Source organism: Sphingobacterium sp. UME9, from assembly GCF_014170215.1.
In the GTDB taxonomy this organism is placed as follows: domain Bacteria; phylum Bacteroidota; class Bacteroidia; order Sphingobacteriales; family Sphingobacteriaceae; genus Sphingobacterium; species Sphingobacterium paramultivorum.
The window spans coordinates 145519-171481 of record NZ_LZZP01000010.1; the positions used below are offsets into that span (position 1 = coordinate 145519).

Here is a 25963-nt window from a genome sequence, read left to right on the forward strand (position 1 = left end):
TTTGCACATTGGACATTATTTTGATTCATTACAAAATAGAGTTCGTTTGCAAGATTTGGGTGTGGAAACCTATATTTTAATTGCAGATTATCAAGTATTAACTGATAGAGATATTTTTCAGGATATTTCTAAATTCGTTACAGAACTTACTTTAGATTATTTGGCTTGTGGATTAGACCCTTTAAAAAATAAGACACATATTTTTTCCCCATAGTCACATACCGGAACTTAATCAACTAACGATACCATTTTTATCATTGGTTTCAAATGCAGAACTTAATAGAAATCCCACTACAAAGGAAGAAATTACAGCTTCGGGTCAAAGTGTTATCAATGCCGGAATGTATACATATCCCGTTCATCAGGCGGCTGATATTTTATTTTGTAAAAGTGATGTTGTTCCTGTCGGGAAAGACCAACTCCCTCATATTGAAATGGCAAGAACAATAACAAAAAGGTTTAATACGAAATTTAAAACAAATGTTTTTAAAGAACCGATTGGTTTATTAAGTGAAACTCCTGTGATTTTAGGAATAGATGGTTCTCAAAAAATGAGTAAGAGCAGGAATATTCCATCCCATTTTTTTTGTACTTTTGTAATTGATTTACAAGGAAATTCGAAGAATTTGAATGCGATGAGCACCATTACTAAATCGTTACCGACAACGATAGATCGCCTCGTAAGCTGTTATTTATAAGCTACTTTAGCTTTTTCTAACGTTTTTTTAAAAAAATAGTAAGCAAAATACTATCTTATATTCATAAAAAGATAATATTTTGTAAACATAGGATCATTTTTATTTTTTTATTTTGGTGATAATGAGTAATATGATTTTATATCGCCTTGTTTTTATAATCCTATTTGGTCTTAATATCATTTTTCTGTCTTGCGATAATACCGACCACACCATCAAAATGAAAGGTTCAGATACGGAGGTCAATCTCGCCGTTAATTTAGCCGAAGCATATAACCAAACGGACCCTACATTCAGTATGGCCATTTCAGGCGGAGGCTCGGGACTCGGTATTACTTCGCTATTAAATGGACAAGCAGATATCGCCAACTCATCACGTCCCCTGACCGAAGAAGAACTGGCGCTCTTCAAAAAGAACAATATGCCTTTAAAGACTGTTGTTTTTGCCGAAGATGCCACTGCATTTGTCGTTCACAGTGATAATCCCATCACGGAGCTGGACGTAAATACACTATCAAAAATCATGAGTGGCGAAGTCGAAAACTGGGAATCAGTAAGCGGACAGCATGTTCCAATAAACATATACGGCAGGCAGAGCAGCTCAGGTACTTACTCATTTATTCGCAAAAAGCTAAAAATAGCCTATAGTCAAAAGGCGAAGGAAATGACCGGAAACGCACAAATTCTGGAAGCCATCAAAATTGACAAGTCTGGTATCGGTTATGTCGGGGCTGGTTATATTTCGAAGAAGATTCAAGACAACAATGGAATCAAGGTATTGAAAATCAAAAACAACGTGGATTCCATTGCCATATCCCCATTAGACCCAACAGCTATAAAAAACAGATTATACTTCTTTCAACGCCCCCTCTATCAGTTTATTCCCGAAAAATCATGGAGCAAAGTGCTTTCATTTATTCAATTTGAGACAAAGGGTGAAGGGACTAAGATCATCGAAAACTCAGGTTATTACCTTATTCACTAAAATAACATGCAGTACAAACAACGAATAACTATCGATAAGATCGCCAAAATCGTATTCAAGTCCACAGGATATTTGGTACTTGCGCTTCTGGGCGGTATTTTCTTTATGTTGCTATACAATGCTATTGCTTTCTTTCTGGAGGTTTCACCGCTGGATTTTATTACAGGAAGCCAATGGAACCCCACAGCGACAGAACCCGCTTACGGTATTCTACCCTTAATTGTGAGTACGTCGATTGTCTCTTTGGGTGCCATGTTGATTGCCATTCCACTTGGTGTGGGGACCGCTGCTTTTATTTCTGAATATGCAAGTCCCAAGCTCAAAGCAATTTTAAAACCAACGATAGAAATGTTAGCAGCCATCCCTTCGGTCGTGATCGGTTTTTTGGGCATTGTACTCGTCGGTCCTGGCATAGCGGACCTAAACAATCTGCCCAACGGACTCAATGCTTTAAATGGGGCAATATTACTTGCGGTTATGGCTCTTCCAACCATCATCACCATCTCTGAAGATGCCATACACGCTGTACCGCAAACCTACCGTGAAGCAAGTTATGGCCTTGGAGCATCCCGTTGGCAGACATTACGCAAAATTACGATTCCAGCAGCAGCACCAGGAATTATTGCCGCAATCATGCTCGGACTCGGTAGAGCAATCGGTGAAACAATGACCGTATTGATGGCTACTGGCAATGCAGCAATCTTTCCAAAAGGATTTTTTGATTCGGTTAAAACTATTACCGCAACCATTGCTATTGAAATGGGCGAAGTCCCTTATCAGACCACGCATTACTACGCCTTGTTTGCCATAGCGATTGTCTTGTTCTTTATGACACTGGTGGCCAATCTGATTGGTGAATATTTTATCAACCGCTTTAGAAAATACCATGCTGCATAAATTCAAAAAACTGACACCAATCATCGAATGGGGGACATTACTCCTGTCCACAGGGCTTGTCTGCTTTTTTTTATTCGTGATCCTATACGATATCTTTACGAAAGGTTCCCATGTATTATCCTGGGAATTTGTATCCAAACTGCCGATCAACGGCATGACACAAGGTGGTATTCTGACACCCATTATCGGCACGGTATTCCTGACATTGATTACAGCAATATTCTCTATTCCCTTTGGAATCTGTTGTGCCATTTACCTCAACGAATATGCCGAAAACACCTGGTTGACCCGAACCATCCGTGCATCCATCCGTAATTTATCTGGCGTACCCTCTATCATCTACGGCCTGTTTGGGTTAGCATTATTTGTTCAGGCTCTAAATTTTGGCACTTCAATTTTGTCTGCTGGATTGACCTTGGGCCTGCTCTCTCTACCTTATATTATTACAACAACCGAAGAGGCTCTGCTGCGTATCCCAAGGAGTATGCGGGAGGCAGCATTGGCAGTAGGCGCTACCAAGTTTGAATCGATCAAAGATGTCGTACTTCCCGCGTCTTTGCCCGGAATACTTACAGGTATCGTCCTGACACTTTCCAGGGCTGCCGGAGAAACAGCTCCAATCCTATTCACAGGTGCAGCATTTTATATCACCAACTCCTTTGGCAATCTCAATCAAGAATTTATGGCACTGCCTTATCACCTATACATGCTGTCTACGCAGCATCAATCCATCGAAGAGGTCAGACCAATTGCCTATGGAACCGCATTGGTACTGATCATTGTGGTCTTCCTCATGAATTTAACAGCTTTCTATATTCGGTATAAGTTTAGAAATAATGAAAAGTAAATTGGTTGCTGAGCATCTCAACCTATGGTTCGGGAGCAAACAGGTGTTGAAGAATATCAATATCGAATTCGAAGAAAATAAGGTTACAGCCCTGATCGGGCCATCAGGATGTGGCAAGAGTACTCTTTTGCGGAGTTTTAACCGTATGCACGATCTCTATCCAGAGGCCAAAATCGAAGGACATATCAAGTTGGACGGTCACGAAATCTATCAGAAAGATGTTGAGGTAACCGATCTACGCAAACGTGTTGGCATGGTCTTCCAAAAAGCCAATCCTTTTCCAAAAAGTATCTATGATAATATCATTTATGGCCTCAAAATCAACAACCTGATTGCTGACAAAGCAACTGTACAAAAAGCGTTGGAAGAAGCCTATATCTGGGAAGAGGTGAAAGATGATCTAAAGAAGCCTGCCACACGGCTTTCCGGAGGGCAGCAACAACGGCTCTGTATCGCCAGAGCGGTAGCGCTACGTCCTGAAATTATTTTGATGGACGAACCCTGCTCAGCGTTGGATCCTGTGAGTACCCTGAAGATCGAGGAACTTATTCACCATCTGAAAAAAAAATATACTATTGTTATCGTCACGCACAATATGCAGCAAGCACAACGTGTCGCCGACAAAACTGTCTTTATGTATCTCGGGGAGATTATTGAACAAGGAGATACGCATCAGATTTTCAACAATCCGCAACACGAAACCACTCGTAATTATATCAGCGGGCATTTCGGTTAGTTTAATCCGGCGATCTAAACTTATTATTAGAGATTTTGAAACCATTGGCCATCCCGATTGGAAAATCGATGACCATTCAATTCGGATAATTTTGACTAATTGAATATTACGCTGAGAAGTCAAAAATTCAATTTTCTTAGTTTTTATGCTTTCATTCAAAATGGTCAATTCCCCCAGGAATCACATAGTCTCAATGATCGTAATCTCCAGATAAGATTTTGAATCTAGATCAGATTGAAAAAAATGCGCATGAGAAAAGGTATATAATAGGATATGCTAATGATAGACTCAAAAAAATCATTGAATATTCACATTTATCATTATCTCAATCAATCATAAATGTCTTTTGACCAAAATTGAAGTTTTACTAACTGTTTTTGATAAATCTTCGATTAAAAAATAGAATTTAAAATCTAGATTGAATTGATTTTTTTGTAGTTTAATTTATTTGTTTTCAGTGGTTTATATTTTTTTTATTCTTGATTTTTTGATTTTAAAATCCATATGATATACCCGGCAATATCTCTTTAGTTAGCTTTGGAAAGCTAAAATTTTATGAAAAAGTTTATGAAAAAGTTATCGAATCATTTAGTAAATGGATGCAAGGCTCTTGAGCCAAATCGCTCACGAGCCAAGCTTAATTTTTTTAAGTATGCAGCTAAAACTGATCCTCCTTTTTACATTAACCATGTATTCGAAAATGTGCCTTCAAATCCATTTATTTATGATAATGTAAGCTGTTATTCTTACGGTTATGATATTAATAACGATTATGGAGGTGGCTTGTGCACTCATCTTTTACCTATTTTCCGTTGGTTTTATAAGGGTAAAGTACTTGAAAGTAATTCTACGATAGCAGGAAATATAGGCAGAACTGTCGAACAACAAGGTCCCGTTTTTAAAACGAAATAACACTATCAATATAATTAAATTAATGAAACCATGAATTTATTAAAACGTTTTGCAGTTTTATTTCTCTGCTTAACTACATTTTACAGCTGTAAGACAGAGGACGTAGATACAGGAGTTTTTGACTCAGGTAAACAGGTAGAATTTTCAGACTATTCGCCCAAAACTGGAGCAATGAGAACCCGTTTGTTCATTTATGGGCAAAATTTTGGTACTGATCTTTCTAAGATCCACGTTTCGATTGGCGAAAATCCCCTCACGGTAATTGGCAGTGATGGTAAGCAGATATATTGTATGTTGCCGTCACAGGTCGGTTCGGGACAGGTTAAAGTACGCATTGATAATGGTGCGGGTACAGATCATACATTTAGTGATCCCTTTGTCTACAAAGCTACGCAAACAGTGGGAACTCTTGTTGGGGGAGTAGATGAGAAAGGAAATTCGTCCATTGTAAATGGCTCATTTGATATAGCACGTTTTGGAAATCCGAGCTATATACTTTATGAACCTAAAGAAAATAACTTGTTTGTTGTCGAAGCAGCAGCTGCAGTTCGTAAAGTTGATTTGAACGAACGTATGGTTTCGACGTTGATTACCAATGGTCAGGCTTATTTCAGTAAAATACAGACTATCTCCTTAAGCTTTAACAATGATACTTTGTATTTGGTAGATGATAATGGTAAATCCGATAAAAGTCGGGTCGCTATTGCCTATACATTGCGTTCGGAAAATTACCGTCGTGTACACCCATATATATACGATCGTACGAGTTACAACTGTGCACAGCATCCGGTTGATAACGTCATGTTTTTTAATACATATTGGGGCGGTGGTATACAAAAGGCTTATCAAGATCCCGTAACAAAAGAGTTAACCTCGAAAGAACTGTTTCTGGTAACCGGAAGTGGAAATAATGTGGGACCTAATATTTTTTTCCATCCATCGGGCAATTATTGCTATTTCATGATACAACGAGCCATTTGGAAGAGCAGGTATAATTGGGTGACTAAAGAACTTGAAACCCCTATTCTTTTTGCGGGGCAGTATACGAGTACGAATGATGATGTGGATGCGGTAGGTACTTCGGCCCGATTTGGCTATCTGCGTCAAGGTGTTTTTGTGAGAAATCCGGATTATGCTGGTCAGGAAGATGAATACGATTTTTATGTTTGCGATATCAATAATCATAGCATTCGAAAAGTGACCCCACGCGGTGAAGTGACGACTTTTGCAGGTAAGGGAAGCCCTACTCCGGATGGTAGTAAGAATGGTTATATCGACGGTGATTTACTAAAAGAAGCCCGTTTCAATAAACCGAATGGTATTGCATATGATGAAGAGCGCAAGATCTTTTACATTACCGAAGAAGATAATAAGCGTGTCAGAACAATTAAGACAGAATAAGAGATATAGTTAAAATTATAGGATCAATTTATTAACAGGCAATCTATTTAGATGCTGTTGAACAAGAGCTGTTCTAGCGCCTATTATATTGCTGAATCAAAAGGTTATATGAAAAGTGTAATATTAACCATGTTGTGGCTATGGGTATATATAGTCCCGCTATTTGCCCAACAGGAAAAAATAGAAGTGATGGGAAAGGTCACGGATATAAAAAGCGCTCCATTATTGGGTGTTTCTATTACAGTAAAAGATCAGGCGGGTCTGGGTGTTACTACGGATGCTGAAGGAAATTATAAGATGAAAGTGAATCGGTACCAAACGTTGGTCTTTTCATCGGTAGGATACGAGAAAAAAGAGGTCTTGGTAAAAGATAAATTGACTATCAATGTTATGTTACAGGAATCTGAATCCAACGCACTGGAAGAAGTAACCATCACTGCTCTCGGTCCCCAGAAAAAAGTAACGGTAACGGGTGCAGTGACAACCGTAGATGTAAGTACTTTGAAAACACCGTCTTCGAGTATCACCAATGCACTGGCGGGTAATGTAGCGGGAATTATGGCGATGCAGTCTTCTGGACAGCCTGGTAGCAATGCGTCTGAGTTTTGGATCCGGGGGATTTCCACCTTTGGTGCCGGTACAAGCGCTTTGGTACTTGTGGATGGTTTTGAACGTTCATTGAATGAAATCAATATCGAGGATATCGAATCATTCTCTGTATTGAAAGATGCATCAACTACAGCAATTTATGGTTCACGCGGCGCAAATGGTGTGGTCTTGATCACAACCAAACGCGGAAAGAGCGGAAAAGTTTCGATTAATGGCAAGGTGGAAGGTACATATAATACTCGCACTTATACACCGAAATTTGCGGATGGATTGACCTATGCTTCGCTAATGAATGAAGCGCGTACCACACGCAACCAAGCACCTTTTTATACGGAAAGTGATCTTAGTTTAATCCGTGAGGGATTGGATCAGGATATCTATCCGAATATCGATTGGATGAAATTATTGTTAAAAGACGGCGCATATACCAAGCGGGCAAGCCTCAATTTGGATGGTGGTGGTACAACTGCACGCTATTTTGTGTCCGGAAGTTATATTGACGAAGGGGGAATGTATTCGACAAAAGATGCGTGGGAAGGTTACGATACAAATGCAAATTATAAGCGCTGGAATTATCGTACAAACGTGGATATGGACATCACCAAGTCTACATTGTTACGTATAGGGGTGAGTGGTTCCTTGGATAAACAAAATCTTCCGGGTGCTACCTATAATGAGATTTGGAATTCATTAATGGGTCAGAACCCGATCTCTGTCCCATTGCGGTATTCAAATGGCAATATGTCGTCGCGTGGATCAGGAGGCAAAAATAACCCGTGGGTATTAATGACCCAAATGGGCTATATCGAAAACTGGAACAACAAGATCCAGACGAATGCGACGTTGGAACAGAATTTTGATTTTCTTACCAAGGGGATGAAATTTATCGGACGTTTTGGGTTCGATACCAATAACAAGAATTACATCCGTCGGGTGAAATGGCCTACAGGTTATCAGGCGGAGCGCAATCGTGGTAATGCAGGCGAGGTTATATTTAAGGAAGTCGTTGCGGAGCAATTATTAAAACAAGAGTCTAGTGCCAATGGCGACCGATCGGAATTTTTGCAGGCCGAACTGCATTATAACCGGGACTTTAAAGATCATAAACTTGGTGCCGTTATCCAATATAGTCAGGATAAACAGGTCAATACTTCCAGTTACGGTACAGATATTATGCAAGGTATCGAACGCCGCAACCAACGGTTGGCAGGTCGCTTTACCTATGGCTACCAATACCGCTATTTTGTGGATTTCAATTTTGGATACAATGGTTCCGAGAATTTTGCCAAAGGGCACCAGTTTGATTTGTTTCCGGCAGTATCGGGTGCATGGAACGTGGCAGAAGAAACTTTTATCAAAAAGAATCTGATGTGGGTAAATATTTTCAAGATCCGTTATTCGTATGGTAAGGTCGGAAATGACTATATGGAGAAGAATGGAAAACGTATTCGTTTCCCATATTTAGCAACTTTTACTAATGACGAAAATACTACCAATGGATTTAATTGGGGAGATATTGAAAGTAATAACAGTTATAAGGGGTTGACATATAATCAGGTATCGTCAAATAGTGTAACCTGGGAGGTCGCAACAAAACATGATTTGGGATTAGACTTTTCGTTTCTGAACGATAAGATCGGCGGTACCTTTGACTTATTTCATGAACAACGTGATGGTATTTATTTGCAGCGTGACTATGTACCTGGTATTATCGGTATCAGTGGTTCTGCACCGAGCGCTAACGTAGGGTCGTCCGTCTCCAAAGGTTTTGACGGGTCTATGAAGTTTACCCAGCGATTTGGTGAAGCAAGTATTACTTTACGTGGTAACCTCACTTATAGTAAAAACAAAGTGCTGGAGGCAGATGAGCAATATAGCAATTATCCTTATACGACAAAGGCAGGTTTTCGGGTTAGGCAAAACCGTGGTTTAATGGCGCTGGGATTGTTTAAAGATTACGAAGATATCCGCAATAGTCCCACGCAAATGTATGGTCAGGTCATGCCGGGCGATGTAAAGTATAGAGATATCAATGGTGATGGTAAGATCGACGATAATGATATCGTACCGATAGGTTCAACACCATATCCGAATTTAATTTACGGATTTGGTTTGTCCGCAATGTGGAAAAATTTTGATTTCAGTGTGCTGTTTCAAGGTGCTGGAAATTCCTCTTTCTTTATCAATGGATTTACCATATATCCCTTCAGTCAGGGTGACTGGGGTAATATCTTGTCGGATGTACCAGAGTCTAACCGTTGGATATTGGGCGAGAATGAGGACGTAAATGCCGTATATCCGAGATTAAGCTATGGTAGTGATGTAGGTGCATCCAATAATTTTCGGGCTTCATCGTATTGGTTGCGCAATAGCACCTATCTAAGGATCAAGAATATGGATGTTGGGTACACCTTGCCAAAAACTTTTGTAAACCGTTATCATATCAATAATTGTCGGTTTTATTTTATGGGCACCAACTTGTTGACATTTACAAATTTTAAATTATGGGATCCGGAAATGAATAGTTCAAACGGACAGCAATATCCTTTGTCAAAGACATTTACCGTTGGTATGACACTTACTTTATAATGAGAATATCATGAAAAGAAAATATTTTTTATATGCCCTATTGGCAGGTTCAGCATTTGTTACGAGTTCCTGTAAGGATTACCTGAGTGTGGATCGTTTTTTTAGTGATACGCAAAGTGAAGAACGTATTTTTAACAACAAAGATTATACAGAGCAGTGGTTGGCAAATTGTTATAAACAATTATTGGATTTTAACCTGGAGATCGGACATAGAAACTATACCGTAAGTAACTTTTCGGACGATATGATCTTCAATGAGGGGAGTAACGGACAGGTATATCGGGCGTTTAAATTCGGAGAATATGATTATACGTGGCTAAAAGATTCTTGGTACCAGTCTTATGCCGGTATTCGCCAAGCTTCGATCATGATTTATGCCGTTGATAACAGCGGAAAGTTTAGTGTTGAGCAGGTCCGCGACTATAAAGCACAGGCTCGCTTTATCCGAGCGTATTTGTACTGGCTATTGTTGCGTAAATATGGTCCAGTGCCAATTATGCCAGATAAGAGCGTAGATTATGATGTTGAATATGATAAGCTTTCCTATCCACGGAATACCTATGATGAAGTGGTGGATTTTATATCATCTGAAATGGCCTTGGCAGCAAAAGATCTACCGATGAAGCGCGACAACCGGAATATTGCACGTCCTACAAAAGGAGCTGCACTAGCTACACGGGCGAAAGCTTTACTTTTCGCAGCAAGTCCGCTGGCTAATGGGAATTCAGAAATGTCGGACTTTGTAGATGATAAAGGTAATCCGTTAATTTCACAACATTATAATGAGGCAAAATGGGCAAAAGCTGCGGCGGCGGCAAAAGATGTGATGAATTTAAATGTCTATCGATTGTATACATCTAGTCGGCAATCAAAGGGTACTTCTGCTTATCCTGCTACAATCGCGCCGCCGTATCACGCAGAATATTCCACCCGTAATTTTCCGGAGGGTTGGGCAGATATCGATCCGTTTGAATCCTACAGGGCATTGTTTAACGGGGATTTGTACGCCTATGAAAATCCCGAAATGATCTTCACCCGTGGAGAAAACCAAACGGATGCATCTCATGGTATAATGGCACTTTCGCGCCACGAAATGCCGATATCCATCGGTGGATATAACTGCCACGGCTTGACGTTAAAACAGGCAGACGCTTATGAGATGAATGATGGAACGCCATTTGACCGGACGGCAATTCTTGCAAAATATGGTCAGGCGAATATGTTTGTGAAGAAAGACGAAGTCAGCAAATTTCAACCGTTATTGGAAGGAGTGTGGAAAGAGTTCGCTAATCGTGAGCCTCGTTTTTATGCTTCGGTAGCATTTAATGGTTCGTTTTTTGCAGGTGCCAGCGCCACACAAAATATTTCTTACCAGAATAAACAGGTCTTTTTATATCGTAGTCAGACTGATGGACGCATAAACGATAACAACTGGCAACCCACAGGAATCGGGATGCGTAAATACGTCAATCCAAACGATAATCTGACCGGTAGCGGTAAAATATTGCCAAAAGTAGAAATAGCTATCCGTTATGCGGATATCCTCTTGATGTATGCCGAAGCGGTCAACGAATTGAATGGATCTTACTCAATTCCTACATGGGATGGTTTGGGTACACATACCCTCAGTCGGAATGTTTCTGAAATTAAGTCAGCGATAGCACCTGTTCGTATCCGTGCCGGCGTACCTGATTATGATATGAGTATTTACAATGAGCAAGGCTCCCTTCGTCAGAAGATCAAACATGAAAGACAGATAGAGCTGTTGGGTGAAAACCAGCGGTACTATGACTTGCGTCGTTGGAAAGATGCTTTGGTGGAAGAGGGGCAGCAAATATACGGCTATAATACGTTGATGACGAAAGATAATGCGGAGCGCTTTTATGAAATTGTGCAGGTTCCTTTGTTGCAAACTTCGTTTTCAAAGAAAATGTACTTCTGGCCAGTAGATTGGGACGAATTGCGGAAGAATAACCGTTTGACCCAGGCCCCGGGATGGCCATCATTTGACTAATTTAATACTGTATTTGACTATTATGAAAAATCTATTTATATCCATACTGATCGGCTTTAGCATTGTTGGCCTGAATTCATGTAATAAAGAATACAACGATGAACTATATAGCAACATGATTTCGCTTAAGGCTCCCGTTGACGGTACAGGCTTGTACCCGATCTATTTGCGTTACAATCCAAATGGGATCATTAAATATGACTTGCCGGTTCTTCTTAGTGGTTCCCTAGATAGCGATAAGGATATCGACGTTAAGATAGGAGTCGATATGGATACATTGGCGATCTTCAACTATCAGAAGTTTCAATACCGTAAGGATCTTTATTATAAACAATTGATGGAGCAGTTTTATGAACTACCACAGCAATCAGTCCGTATTGCCAAAGGAACGCATACCGCAAATTTTCCGATTACATTTAAGTTTGATAACCTGGATTTGGTGGAGCAATGGGTCTTGCCTATAACCATTCAGGACGATGCAGCGTACAAGCAAAACTATAGAAAAGGGTGGCGTAAGGCCTTGTTGTACATAAAGCCATTTAATAACTATTCAGGACTATATTCTGCGACAGCGATGAACATCTATTACGACAAAGAGACGAAAGATCAGATGGTCGTCAGTAATCGTACAAATTGGGTCGTAGATGAAAATTCGGTTTTTTTCTATGCGGGCATTACCGACGAACGGGATATTAACCGTTCAAAATACAAGGTTATTGTCGACTTTGGCGAAGCGACTGAAGATGGTTTCGGTACAAAAAAAGGACTGCTGACTGTAAAAGCTGTTAACAACGATATTGGATTTTCTGTGATCGGACAGCCCACGTATGATATCAGGGATACTCCAGATAAGACACAGCCTTATGTCTTACACCGATATATTACCATGAAAATGGAATATAAATATAGTGATATCACGTCGGTGCCCGGTAAAGTCTTAAACTATCGGGCTACAGGTACGATGACTATGGAACGTAAGCTCAATACCTTAATGCCCGATGAGGATCAGGCTATTCAGTGGTAAAAATAAGTATTTAAGCTTTATTTCAATACCAATCAGAAGATGGACAACTATCGTATGATGGCAAAATCGGGTATCGTAAAAGATAGTTATGTGATTGCAAAATGAAACTTGATACCCGCGGAAATTACATTCAATTGTTATGTCGCAAAAGTATAGGGATCATACAGTCGCGACCATATTATGTCGCTCTTACGGCAGCTATGGATCAATATGAGATTATTACAACTAAATATCAAAGTTTTTATCTGTCAGATCATCTTTCTGGTATGGATAAAGGCTTTTATCAATTAAAAATAAATGGAAAGAAGAAGGTTTCTTAAATCTGCCGTCACGGTTGTCGGCGGATTGATGATTGTACCGCGCCGGGTTTTAGGCGGTACGGGCTATGTAGCACCGAGCGACACGTTACAGGTGGCCAGCATAGGTGTTGGTGGAAAGGGTGTCGTAAACACCAACAACATTGGTGCGCATCAACGAGCAAATATTGCTTATTTGTGCGATGTGGATGACCGCCGAGCTGCAAAGACAGTTGCTAAATTTCCAAAAGCAAAATATTATAAAGATTATCGCGTGCTTTTAGAAAAGGAGCATAAGCATATTGATGCAGTGGCTATTTCTACTCCGGACCATCAGCACGCCATCCAATGTCTGGCTGCCATGCAACTTAGTAAACATGTATACGTCGAAAAACCGTTAACACATGATATCTGGGAAGCACGTGTGCTGACCGAGGCCGCCAAGCGTTATCGAGTAGTAACCCAAATGGGTAATCAGGGGGCTTCCAATGATGGACCAAGACAAGCACGGGAATGGTATGATTCCGGGCTCGTGGGAGATGTACATACTGTTTATTGTTGGACAGACCGTCCGGTTTGGCCACAAGGTATCGGTTGGCCGACCACAACTGCTCCCGTACCGAAAGAATTGGATTGGGATTTGTGGTTGGGAACGGCACCTAAAAAAGAGTATGTCGATAAATTGGTGCCATTTAACTGGCGCGGTTGGTGGGCTTATGGAACCGGCGCTTTAGGTGATATGGGATGTCACCTGTTGGAAGTTCCATTTAGTGTGTTGGGGCTGCAGTATGTTCAGGACGTAGAAGCGAGTGTTGGGTCGGTATATGTAGATGAGTTTAAACGGGGGTATTTTCCTGAAGCTTGTCCGCCATCTAGTCATGCGACCATGACTTTTCCAAAGACAAACCGTACTGCAGGTCCTGTAAAACTGCATTGGATGGACGGTGGTATCCAACCTTCACGTCCAGATGAGCTGGGAGCAAATGACCACTTTGGTGATGGTGGAAATGGGATATTGCTTGTGGGTACGAAAGGAAAGATCTTATTGGATACGTATGGTTCCAATGCACGTTTGTTGCCAGTGGAACTAAACGAACGTGCACGTCAAGTACCATTGAAGTATGCGCGGGTATCTAATCAAGCGAGTGGGCACCAGGCACAATGGGTAGATGCCTGTCTAGCTGGACATGGCAAAAAGGAAGTCAGTTCTCCTTTTGAGATTGCGGCTCCGTTGACCGAAGCTTTATTGATGGCCAACTTGGCAATCCGAGGTGCCGACTTGAAAGTGGGCAACAAATATCCGGGACGAAACCTGAAGTTGGTCTGGGACAACCAGTCCATGAAGGTGACAAATTTTGACATGGTGAACCAGTTTGTGAAACGAAATTACCGTAAAGGCTGGGAAATCAATTATAATATTTAAACGTAAAACAGGACATAATGAGTTTTAATATCGTTTTGTCATTAAGTCTTTAAAAAGTATGAGGGATATGCAAAATAAAGAGAAAAACATTTTTGAAGGCAAAAGGGGATGGTGTACGATCTTAATGATATACGCATTGGGTGGGGCTTTGACAGCGATGCTGTAAATAAATAAAAATCAAAAAAAATGATTACAAAGCTAAGCGACTATATTTTGTTGAAGGTTCTGTTTAAAGGATAAGCGCCTTAGCAAACTATAAAGTGGCTTTTTATATTTATTTTGATTGGTTTTATGTTCATTTTGACAATATCTGATAAAGCAATTAAAAATATAGGAATTACAATATGGTAAATAGCAACAATTATGACGCAATTGTCATAGGATCGGGTATTAGTGGTGGTTGGGCCGCAAAAGAATTAACAGAGCGGGGATTACGTACAATTATGCTTGAGCGCGGTAGAAATGTCGAACACATAAAAGATTATCATGCGAACGCCAATTTATGGGAATACCCACATCGCGGTGGACGTACCAGAAGTATGGAGGATGATTACTCTGTCTTGAAACGTGACTATCCATTAAATGAGAAGAATCTTGATTTTTGGGTAGATGAGAAGAAAAGCCCCTATACCGAGATTAAACGTTTTGATTGGTATAGAGGCTATCAAGTAGGCGGACGATCGCTAACCTGGGGACGGCAAAGCTATCGCTTTTCGGATTTAGATTTTGAAGCTAATTTGAAAGATGGTCATGGCACAAATTGGCCTATACGATATAAAGATATTGCTCCGTGGTACAGTTATGTTGAAAAATTTGCCGGTATACAGGGGAATCGAGATGGTTTAGAAGTGTTGCCGGATGGGGAGTATATGCCACCTATCCCAATGAATATTGTCGAAAAGGATCTTGCGGCACGTTTAAAAACTAAATTTGGAGGAACGCGACACTTTATCCACGCACGCTCGGCAAATATTACTGTGCCTCATGAAGGCCGAATAAATTGTCAGTTTCAAAATCAATGCTGGTTGGGCTGCAATTTTGGGGGTTATTTTAGTACACAGTCTGCAACGCTTCCAGCAGCAATGAAAACCGGTAATCTTACTGTCCGGCCTTTTTCCATCGTTACCCGCATACTTTATAATAAGGATACTAAAAAAGCAACTGGAGTAGAGATCCTAGATGCTGAAACGAATGAAACTTACGAGTTTTATGCAAAAGTGATTTTTGTTAATGCATCGGCTTTTAATTCGACATGGTTATTAATGAATTCAGCGAAGGAGGTTTGGGAAGGAGGCTTAGGTAGCAGCAGTGGTGAATTAGGGCATAACGCTATGGATCATCATTTTAAACTCGGAGCACGGGGAAGGATCGAAGGATATGAAGACAGTTATATGTTTGGTCGTCGCCCTAGTAGCCTTTACGTTCCCCGTTTTGTCAATATCCCTAGTGATACAAAATCTAGGGACTATCTACGTGGGTTTGGATATCAGGGAGCTGCCTCCAGAGGACGTTGGTCCGGTGATTTAGATGGCAAATCGGTCGGTGCAGCATGGAAGGATGCACTACTTGAACCAGGAGACTGGACTGTCAACTTTACCGCTTTTGGTGAAATTTTGCCCTATCATGAAAACAGAATCTTTTTGGATAAAGAACATAAAGATAATTGGGGACTACCAATTCTCGCAATGGATATGGAAATCAAAGATAACGAGAAGAAAATGCGTCCTGACATGATGAATGAGATGAAATCGATGTTGGAAGAAATAGGTGTTAAAGATGTTAAAACCTTTGATAATGGCTATGGCTTTGGGCAGGGAATACATGAGATGGGTACAGCACGTATGGGGACTGATCCGAAAAATTCGGTATTGAACCAACATAATCAGGTATGGGACGCAAAGAATGTTTTTGTAACTGACGGTGCGGCAATGGTGTCATCCGCCTGTATCAATCCATCATTAACATATATGGCTTTGACAGCACGTGCTGTGGATTTTGCGGCTGAAGAATTAAAGAAAGGAAATCTATAAGCTAATATAGGTCTACTATATGGTTTGGAAATTTATAAGGTTAATAACGAATAACATAGATATTAAAAGATAGTAAAATGAATAGAAGAAAAGCTATCAAGCATGTGGCATTATTAATAGGTGGGTCAATTGTTGGTACAAATTTATTCCTTGAAGGTTGTGTTCGGTCAACAAATAAAAAAATCGCTATATTATTTGAAAAAGACAGCATTAATTTGTTGAATGAGTTAGGAGAAGCAATTCTACCGCGTACCTCAACTCCCGGTGCAAAAGATGCCAATGTGGGAAGTTTCATACCAGTCATGATACGTGATTGTTATTCAGAGGTCAATCAAAAGGCCTTTGTTGATGGCCTAGGAGAAATCGATAGACGTTCTAAACTTGAATTTGGTAAAAAATTTTTAGAATTGACTTCAGATGAGCGATTTTCTTTTGTGGATATATTAGATCAAGAAGCTAAAGATTTTCAAGATAAGAGGAAAGAGCAGTTAAAACTGGATGAAAAGGAGCTAGCCAAAGAATTAGTGGAAAACAAAGATTATTTTTTCTTTAAACAAAAGATGGATAAATTAAGAGATAATACCGCAAACCATTTTTTCTTTTTATTGAAGCAATTGACATTGACTGGCTTTTTTACATCTGAAATAGGGATGACAAAAGCCCTTCGCTTTGTCAAGGTTCCTGGTAGATTTGATGGAGAATTTCCTTATGAAAAAGGAGAGCATGCGTGGGCAGTCTAATTCAGTATTCAAAGAGATGATTTTACAAACCGTACTTCATTGATTTTGATTAAGGATGATAATCTGTGCTTAAAATACAGGAAATGATCAGATTCAGGTAATTTGATCATTTTTTTTACACAAGAAGTTTAAATTTTCTCTAAATCAATGTCTTATCAACTAATTTTGAAGTAAAATATTGGATAGCTGCAAAAAAAAGAAAATAGATTTTATCTCGGCAAAATATTTTCTATAAATGAAGTATACCACAGACTTAATATTAATTATATTTTGAAGCGTTTAAGAAATTTCAAATTCTTCCAGTTGTAGCAATATCGTGGCATATTTAAGTTTCTTGTTCATTATTTTGAGAAGATTTTTTATTATTTTTTAATATAAAGGAGATATTACCTTAATTTAGTTTTGCTAGTTTTAAGCCTATTAAATAAAAGTATAGGGGGAAATAAACTATCTTTTATACCTGTTGAATTAAATCTAGAAAACATACATCTTAAATGATTTTGGATAATATTACCTAAGTGCTATGAAAATTGTATTTATCCTATTTGCTTTAACTATTTTTTTGAAAATTGATCAGGCCCATGCTGCCCCGGATTTATCTTATGAAAGTGCTTTTTCCGACCTGAAAAATGTGGTAGCAAAGCGTAATGAGTATTTTAAGAAAAAACTGGATAATATAACATTAATTCGATCAGAACTGAACAAGACGAAAGATCCTGCAAAACGTTTTAACATAAGTCGAATATTATATGAAAAGTATTTTGATGTAAAAATCGATACATCCCTTTCCTATGCAAGACGAATGTTAGCATATTCGGAAAATGAATTGAGGGCTTATCCGAATTATAAAGTCGAGTCACTTATTCTCATTGCGAGAGCCTATAATTATGTTGGTATGTATAGGGAGTGTGAGGAACTACTTAACGGTCCTTATCTGAAGACTGGAGAAATTCCCAAGAGTTTGAAATTACTTTATTTTAATACTAGGCTTGAATTCAGTAAAGGAATGGCTGAACGTTTGACTATTGATGGAAAAGCAACCGATATATATAATAAAGCGATTGCAGCGAATACCGACTCTCTTATTTTCTATACATCGAAAAATCCAATATGGTATTCTATCCATAAGGCGAATAGGCTTCGTTTAAACGGCGACTATGATAGGGCGTTGAGTATACTTACAGTTTCTTACAACAAATTAACGACTGAAGATCGCGATATGGCTCATGTGGCATATCTTATGGCCAGGTTGGAGAGCTCTAAACATAATGAAGAAAATGAAAAGAAATATCTGGCAATTTCAGCGATTACAGACATTAAACATGGTGTAAAAGAGTATGTCTCTCTTTGGAAATTGGCAATATTGATCTATGAGTCAGGGGATATTGAAACAGCATATAGTTTTATTGAAACTTCTTTGCAAGATTCGAGATACAGCGGAGCTTATAGGCGAACACAACAAATCATTAAAGTACTCCCTGAAATTTACAATGCATATAATGTAAAGATTATTCAACAAAGAAATGAACTAATTATTGCATTTTGCATTATTTTGTGTCTTTCATTGGGAGTTTATTTTCAATATCAGAAATTACAAAAAGCTAAAAAGAATCTAAAGCAAGTGAATGATGATTTAATTGTCAGCAATATCGAGCTTAATGAAGTTGGTAGATGCTTGAATCTTTCCAATGCTGATCTTCAGTTGGCTAATGTTCAATTACTATATCTAAATAAGGAGTTAACTTCCGCTAATATAGTGAAAGAGATGTATTTAGCGAAGTTTATTGACTTGTGCTCTGATTATATTGACAAACTCAACGATCACCGTGTATACTTAAAGCGGTTGGTCAAAGGGGGAAAAGTAGATAAGATCAAGCAAGAGCTCAATTCAACCGAATTTATTGATCAGGAGTATAAAGTATTTTTAACAAAATTTGACGAGACTTTTCTAAAAATCTATCCCAATTTTATCATTGATTTTAATAATCTATTTCCGGAAGCTGATCGTCAAGAGGTGCAGAAGTGCGAAATGACAACAGAAATACGCATTTATGCGTTAATAAGACTTGGAATTAGAGATAGTAATAAAATTTCGAGATTTTTGCGATGTTCTATATCAACGATATACACTTATAGGTCGAAAATTAAAAATAGATCTTTATGTCCTGAATTGTTCGAGAACAGGGTAAAGGAAATATAACGAAAAAGCAAGCTTACCAATTTTTTAATTATCTCACTTTCCATCCTTTGGAAGGTCTTGTTCTCTACGGAGTAAATTCTCGAAACGCCTTAGAATTAAATTACATCTTATTATTCTGTTTTAGAACTGAATATGATATTCTTTTTCATAAGGTATTGCAGTTATCTTTTGATTCTATGTAAAAATTAATTTAGATTTATAAGTTTCTTGATTTATTTATCTGTTTGTTTTTCAGTGTATTATACTCTGTTTTGTTTTGATTTTAAAGATAGAAGAACTGATTGATGAATAGTTGAATAGCGAAATAATCATCTTTGTAGCAACAACAATTTGATGCTAGTTTGTATGAAAAAAAAACGCGCGTTTATTAAGCTGTGTTCAGATGCTTTCCTTTTAGTGATAGCCCAGTTTGTTTGTGAAAATGTACAATTGCCAATAGTTAAATTCGGTATCCATCACTTGCGGAAATCTAGAGATCTCATACATACCAAGAAGTGCCAGTTGGAACTGATTACTTTGTCATTAGTAATAGTTTTAATATCAATATTTCCGAATTCAATCTATGCCAAAAAAATATCATGCAAAAGGAATTGTTTAAAATGGAAATTATGAGATCAATATGCAATATGCCTTATGAATTGAACCTGGATACCGAAAAGGGTAGATAATGAGGAAATGACTTCGGGAGACTTGTACCTGAACTTTACAATTTCGTTTATTAACTATTCATGACATGTGGTATTTAGAAAATTGAATGCTGAATTTGCTTTTTGAGAGGACTAATAGTTTGGGCAATTTAATAGAGACAACTAATTAATTTGATTTAATAAAAAATGATAATGAGTAATTCGAGTAACAAACTTTCATGGCTGTTGCTGCTAGTGCTTGGTTTCCCGAGCTGGGCCCATTCGTATGAAATATCTTATAGGACTTTTGCTTATGATCTTCAGCAATTGGTGGATGGAAATATAAAAGATGCGCATGGAAAACCGTTGGCTGGGGTGACTGTACAAGTCAAAGGCAAAGATCATTCCACACGGACGGATGCATCTGGAAATTTTAGAATTAACGCCAATACCGGTGAAACCTTATTATTGACAATGATCGGCTATAAAAAACAAGAATTTTTACTTAGTGAAAACGGTCCTTATAAAGTGACCCTTATCGAAAGTACAGATGTCCTGGAAGAAGTTGTAGTCGTAGGATACGGAACACAAAAACGGGCAAATGTTACGTCAGCAGTAACACAGGTTGCAGCTAAGGATATGAACCAAGGCGGGGTCCGCAGTCCCTTAGATTTGATTCGTGGCCGCGTAGCAGGATTAAGTATTACGAGATCTGGGGGTAACAATAATCCAAATTGGGACACGAATATCCAATTGCGTGGAGCGACAACGTTAAGTGGAACAAATCAGCCTCTAATTGTAATTGACGGAATCCCAGGGGGAAGCTTAAATCTTGTCCAACAGGACGATATCGAATCTATCACAGTGCTAAAAGATGGTTCTGCCGCAGCAATCTACGGAACCCGTGCAAATGCAGGAGTTGTCTTGATTACAACGAAAAAGGGGAAAGCCGGTGCAGGGCAGTTCGATTATTCTAGCTATTTCGCTCACGATGAAGTCCTCAGAAGACCGCATATGTTGACAGCTCAACAGTATCGAGATTTAAAGAACGATCCGACGAATAAAAATGCCAATAAAATGAACGATGAAGGAGATGAAGTCGATTATTTTGACTTATTGCTTAATAAAGGAAATGTAACCCATTATCATAATTTATCTGCTTCTGGAGGTACGGAGAAGTCAAATTATCGTTTATCAGGAAGCTATTCCAACAATGAGGGGATTGCTGTGGCCAATAGCAATACCCAATATGGTGGTCGGTTAAGTATCAATCATACGGGATTGAAAGATCGTTTACACTTGCAGTCAAATTTGGCAACCAATATTCGTAGCCAAAATCTTTTGGGTGGACAAGCGGCAGATTTTGAACAAGCTATTCAGCAGAATCCGACACAGCCTGTATTTAATGCAGACGGCACCTATAATGACCTACTTGTAGCTGGAAGTTATTACAATCCGATTGCCCGATTAAATCAGGAAACCAATAAAGGCGAGCGGACATTGTTTTCGGGTGATGCAAAGGCGACAGTAGATATTACCTCAGGATTGACAGCAACTGTCTTTGGTTCTATTGTTCGCAATAGTTATCAGGAAGATGAATATCGAATGCTGGCCTCTCGGTCTTCGATCGTTTCTTACCGCGGTGGTGGTTACGCGCGTAAATACAGTGCACTGACCGATACTAAGACTTTGGAAGCCACAATCAACTATGGCAAGACTTTTTACGAAAATCACAACATTGATGCCATTGTGGGATATAGTTATCAAAAGGGACAGTATAACAATATGGAAGAATCGAACTCGGGCTTTCTGACCGATGCCAACCAAGCGGATAACTTAGGTGCTGGAACGGATCTGAAGTCTGGGTTGGCATCGATGGGTAGTAAACGGAATAATAATAAGCTTGTTGCATTCTTCGGTCGATTAAATTACGACTATAGAGGCTTGTATATGGTTTCGTTCATCTTACGCCACGAAGGATCTTCCCGATTTGGAGCTAACCATAAATGGGGAAATTTTCCAGCGGCATCCTTGGGCTGGAATATTAAAAAGGAAAGTTTTATGGAGGACATTGCTTCAATAGATCAGTTCAAGTTACGAGTAGGGTATGGGGTTACTGGAAATCAGGATATTGACAATTACTTGTCGCTGGTCACTTTGGGGACGGGTGGGCAATATCTTAACAATGGTACATGGTTCCAGACCTTCGGTCCTGATAAGAATCCCAATCCGGATCTTCGCTGGGAGAAAAAGAGTGAATTGAATGTCGGTGCAGATTTTGGCCTGTGGAGTTCACGATTGAACGGTAGCATCGACTGGTATCAACGTCGTACGACTGATCTTCTTGGTAGTTATAGTACGCAGGTCCCGCCTTTTGTGCTGTCAACGTTGTTTACCAATGTAGGGGAGTTGCGTAACAGTGGTTTAGAGCTCGCACTGAACTATCAGATAATGAGAGACCGCGACTGGAAATGGGATATGTCGTTTACAGGAAGCTATCAAAAAAATACATTAGCATCGTTGTCCGATGATGTTTTTAAAGCAAGTTATCTTGAATCAGTTAGTCTTCCTGCACCTGGATCATTAGGGAATGCCATACGGACAATAGAGGGAGGGCCTTTGGGTACTTATTACGGAAAACGTTTTGCAGGGTTTAATGATGAGGGACAGTGGTTGTTTTATAAAGCGGATGGATCAACAGCAAGAGCAGATCAGATGGTGGAGGAAGATAAAGCTTTTATTGGCAATGGAGTGCCGAAATATATGGCTGCATTAGGTGCCAATGTTTCCTATAAAAGCTGGGATCTCAGTGTGTTCCTCCGCGGTAAATTTGATTTTGACGTATTGAATACCCAAGATCTGTATTTTGCCAATAAATCTTGGCTTGGAAATAATATATTGTCGAGTGCGCTGGATAAATATGCACAATTGAATGATGCCCCACAATATTCAGACTATTACCTTCAAAAAGGAGATTTTGTAAAATTGGATAACATTACATTAGGCTATCGGTTCAAATTTCCATCTTCATCTGCTATACGGAATCTCCGTGTTTATGCCAGCGGTCAAAACTTAGCACTTATATCGGGATACACAGGACTGGATCCCGAACAAAATGATACTGGTTTATCTACTGGAGTACAAGGACGAGGTTTCTACCCTTCTACACGAACGTTCACCTTCGGTGTTAATGTAGGATTTTAAATGAAAAAGATGATGAATATAAAGTTATTTAATCCCATAATGACGCTTTTACTAGCGACTACAGTATTGTCTGGCTGTACCAAATTGGATGAAGAAGTATTTTCCCAGATTGAAAAGAAAAATTTTTACAACAATAGAAACGAGGTTACCGCTGCCATATTGCGTCCATATACTCATATCGGTGCAAGTCTATTTTCCTGGGGAGGTCAACGCAATTTCTGGCGCCTCAATGAACTTAGTGCTGACCAATTGGCTTTGCCACAAAAAGGAAATGATTGGTACAATGGTGGAGAGTTTTTCCGTCTTCATTACCATACCTGGACAGCGAGTGAGCTTGCCGTAGAAAATGCTTACAACTTGTTATACAGGGGAATTGGTTTTTGCAACAATATTCTGATGGATCTGGAAACACTGGATGCTGTCAAGGTGGGCATGACGGTAGAAGAATTGAAATCTGCTAAAGCCGAAACACGTGTTATGCGTGCCTTTATTTATATGAAATTGATGGATCTCTTTGGTGATATTGCTTTGGTAACGCAAGTAGGGACTCCTTTGAGTCCCGAGCGCAAACCAAAGAAAGAGGTGTTTGATTTTATTGAGAAAGAGGTTACGGAATCGGCTGAAAGCCTGCCTATACTTTCGAAAGATCAGGTGGGACGTATTTCCAAAGCGGCTGCATATGCAATTTTATCCGAACTTTACCTAAATGCGGAAACATGGACGGGCCAGGCACGATGGGACGATTGTGTATCTGCCAGTGATATGATCCTGAATGGAAAAGTTGGTGGACAGAATGGAACCGCGGCTTTGGCCAATGATCTGACCTCGATATTTTCGCCGAGCAACAATGAATCCAATGAGGTTTTATTCTCAATTGCCTACGATTATGTCGCTGCGAAATACAGATTTCAATGGAATAATGACCTTTGGCATTATAATCAAAAAGAGGTTTATAATGCGGATCAGACAGGGAATAATGGGATCGTTGTAATACCTACGGCCTATGATGCCTTTGTGAATAATGACCTTCGAAAAAGTACCTGGATGTTGATCGGTCCACAATACAAGAAAGGAACATCGACCCCGATCTTAGGGGCTAGGGAATATAAAAATAAACCGCTGGTCTTTGTCAAAGAAATACAAAGAAATTCGACTGGTGATACTAAATCTGACATGAGCCAAGGCGAGGAAAATAGTGGAGCAAGATTTAACAAATATGTTCCCGGTGCATACACGGATAAGGATTATTGGAGCAATGACCAAGTGATCTATCGCTTGGCGGAAATCTATTTCAATAAAGCGGAGGCGCTGATGCGTAAAAATAATAAGAATGCAACAAGTGAGGCGGTCGAATTAATAAATACAGTTAGAAAGAGGGCATTCAGTGTTACAGATTGGCCTACAGCTCAGTACACAACTTCGAGCTTGACGCTCGAAGAGTTATTAGCTGAACGTGGCCGTGAATTTATTTTTGAAGGTAAGCGTAGAACAGATCTGATTCGTTTTGGAAAGTTTGAGACAGCAACATGGTGGGATCACAAACCTACTGTTGCCACGAAAAAAGTCTTTCCAATTCCTTCACAACAAATAGCTGCGAATCCAAATATGGTACAAAATCTAGGTTATTAGCGCCAAAATATGTTTGATATCAATTTTGAATATAGGTGTTGTTATTAAATTGTTGATATATGATTTATTGACATTAAATGCTTATAAACGTACAGTGTAAATATCCTTGATGATATTTTCAGCTGTTCTGGTAAGGTCAGGAAATTAAGGCAAATACTCGTATGCAGCGGTTTGTAAAACGAAAACACAGTAAAGGCATGAGAATTAATTATAATATTTAAATGATAGATAAAGATGAAGAATTTAAAAATCGCTTTATTGGTAGGTCTTTTGACTTTTATGGCTAATGATGGTTATGGGCAAATTAAGAGAAAATGGATAACCTTGTTTGACGGTGAAACCATGAGAGGATGGAGAGGGTATAATCGGGTAGACATACCAGAGGCTTGGAGTATCGAAGACCATACTTTAAAAATCAATAAAAAGACAAAAATAAAGGGGGCATATAGCGAACGCGGGGATATCATATTCACGACTCCATTTAAGGATTTCGAACTACGCTTGCAATATAAGGTGGATAGCGGATCCAATAGCGGAGTTTTATATTTAGTTACTGAAAAACCTGGAAGGCGCATTTACGAAGCAGCACCGGAATTTCAGGTATTGGATAATGACAATCATCCTGATGCAAAAAAAGGCAAAGAGGGTAATCGTAAGGCTGGTTCATTGTACGATATGATTGCAGCTAATCCACAGGTAGGAAAACCTTACGGAGAATGGAACAAGGTACGTATCATTGTAAAAGATGGTCATGTAAAACATTATCTGAATGGCAAAAAGGTAGTTGAATATATACTTTGGAACGATGAATGGAAAAGTAGGGTCGCAGATAGTAAATTTAAAGCTTGGCCTGATTTTTTGACGCCAGGAGGTGAAGCTAAAGCTGGATTCATAGCTTTGCAAGATCATAACGACAATGTGTGGTTTAGAAATATAAAAGTTAGAATATTGTAATATTTCAGTATATATAGGCCTGCAAAAAAAACAAAACAATGTTTCCAACAAGTTCTCCTAGATAATTTGATTGTAATGAAAGCAGTATTTCATACAAAGAGTAGCTCTTGTGGGAAATTTCTATTTAATAGTATTGAAAATCAAAACTGATA

19 protein-coding genes are annotated in these 25963 nt (G+C 39.1%); all 19 read left to right on the forward strand.

The features are described from left to right. Window position 1 precedes the first annotated feature (1 nt). The 19 genes from A9970_RS28520 (at window position 2) to A9970_RS16050 (ending at window position 25811) form a co-directional block, all read left to right on the forward strand. Window positions 2-214, forward strand: a complete 213-nt coding sequence (locus A9970_RS28520; RefSeq protein WP_052764441.1) for a hypothetical protein — start codon at window positions 2-4, stop codon at window positions 212-214. After that, complete coding sequence (locus tag A9970_RS28525) at window positions 198-698, forward strand: hypothetical protein (RefSeq protein WP_310889291.1); 501 nt, start codon at window positions 198-200, stop codon at window positions 696-698. The genes A9970_RS28520 and A9970_RS28525 overlap by 17 nt, the downstream gene beginning before the upstream one ends. A gap of 130 nt (window positions 699-828) precedes the next feature. Further along, window positions 829-1680, forward strand: coding sequence for a substrate-binding domain-containing protein (locus A9970_RS15970; protein WP_115049350.1), 852 nt, complete (start codon window positions 829-831; stop codon window positions 1678-1680). Between the two features lie 6 nt (window positions 1681-1686). Beyond that, a complete protein-coding gene (gene pstC, locus A9970_RS15975) occupies window positions 1687-2577 on the forward strand; it encodes a phosphate ABC transporter permease subunit PstC (protein ID WP_182982989.1) in 891 nt (296 codons plus the stop codon). Next, window positions 2567-3424, forward strand: coding sequence for a phosphate ABC transporter permease PstA (pstA, locus tag A9970_RS15980; protein WP_182982990.1), 858 nt, complete (start codon window positions 2567-2569; stop codon window positions 3422-3424). Before pstC ends, pstA begins: the two co-directional genes overlap by 11 nt. Beyond that, window positions 3414-4160, forward strand: coding sequence for a phosphate ABC transporter ATP-binding protein PstB (gene pstB, locus A9970_RS15985; protein ID WP_182982991.1), 747 nt, complete (start codon window positions 3414-3416; stop codon window positions 4158-4160). Before pstA ends, pstB begins: the two co-directional genes overlap by 11 nt. 555 nt (window positions 4161-4715) lie before the next feature. Beyond that, window positions 4716-5072: a hypothetical protein gene (locus tag A9970_RS15990; RefSeq protein ID WP_182982992.1), complete on the forward strand. Its 357-nt coding sequence runs from the start codon at window positions 4716-4718 to the stop codon at window positions 5070-5072. Window positions 5073-5102: 30 nt separating this feature from the next. After that, entirely contained in the window at window positions 5103-6473 is a 1371-nt protein-coding gene (locus A9970_RS15995; RefSeq protein WP_182982993.1) for an IPT/TIG domain-containing protein, read from the forward strand. A gap of 108 nt (window positions 6474-6581) precedes the next feature. Beyond that, window positions 6582-9671, forward strand: coding sequence for a TonB-dependent receptor (locus tag A9970_RS16000; RefSeq protein WP_182982994.1), 3090 nt, complete (start codon window positions 6582-6584; stop codon window positions 9669-9671). Window positions 9672-9681: 10 nt separating this feature from the next. Further along, entirely contained in the window at window positions 9682-11685 is a 2004-nt protein-coding gene (locus A9970_RS16005; RefSeq protein ID WP_182982995.1) for a RagB/SusD family nutrient uptake outer membrane protein, read from the forward strand. A 22-nt stretch (window positions 11686-11707) separates the two neighbouring features. Beyond that, window positions 11708-12709, forward strand: coding sequence for a DUF4973 domain-containing protein (locus A9970_RS16010; protein WP_182982996.1), 1002 nt, complete (start codon window positions 11708-11710; stop codon window positions 12707-12709). 101 nt (window positions 12710-12810) lie between these two features. Continuing rightward, the gene (locus A9970_RS16015) at window positions 12811-13029 is read left to right on the forward strand and encodes a hypothetical protein (RefSeq protein WP_182982997.1); all 219 of its coding nucleotides are present in this window, start codon (window positions 12811-12813) and stop codon (window positions 13027-13029) included. Further along, window positions 13007-14428, forward strand: a complete 1422-nt coding sequence (locus A9970_RS16020) for a Gfo/Idh/MocA family protein (protein ID WP_182982998.1) — start codon at window positions 13007-13009, stop codon at window positions 14426-14428. Before A9970_RS16015 ends, A9970_RS16020 begins: the two co-directional genes overlap by 23 nt. A 344-nt stretch (window positions 14429-14772) precedes the next feature. Then, a complete protein-coding gene (locus A9970_RS16025) occupies window positions 14773-16458 on the forward strand; it encodes a GMC oxidoreductase (protein ID WP_182982999.1) in 1686 nt (561 codons plus the stop codon). 77 nt (window positions 16459-16535) lie between these two features. Further along, entirely contained in the window at window positions 16536-17198 is a 663-nt protein-coding gene (locus tag A9970_RS16030) for a gluconate 2-dehydrogenase subunit 3 family protein (protein ID WP_182983000.1), read from the forward strand. 523 nt (window positions 17199-17721) lie between these two features. Next, entirely contained in the window at window positions 17722-19398 is a 1677-nt protein-coding gene (locus tag A9970_RS16035; RefSeq protein ID WP_182983001.1) for a DUF6377 domain-containing protein, read from the forward strand. A gap of 839 nt (window positions 19399-20237) precedes the next feature. Then, entirely contained in the window at window positions 20238-23228 is a 2991-nt protein-coding gene (locus tag A9970_RS16040) for a SusC/RagA family TonB-linked outer membrane protein (protein WP_182983002.1), read from the forward strand. 9 nt (window positions 23229-23237) lie between these two features. Beyond that, on the forward strand, window positions 23238-24857 hold the full coding sequence (locus A9970_RS16045; protein ID WP_259655413.1) for a RagB/SusD family nutrient uptake outer membrane protein: 1620 nt from the start codon (window positions 23238-23240) through the stop codon (window positions 24855-24857). A gap of 234 nt (window positions 24858-25091) precedes the next feature. Beyond that, entirely contained in the window at window positions 25092-25811 is a 720-nt protein-coding gene (locus A9970_RS16050; RefSeq protein WP_182983004.1) for a DUF1080 domain-containing protein, read from the forward strand. Window positions 25812-25963 lie beyond the last annotated feature (152 nt).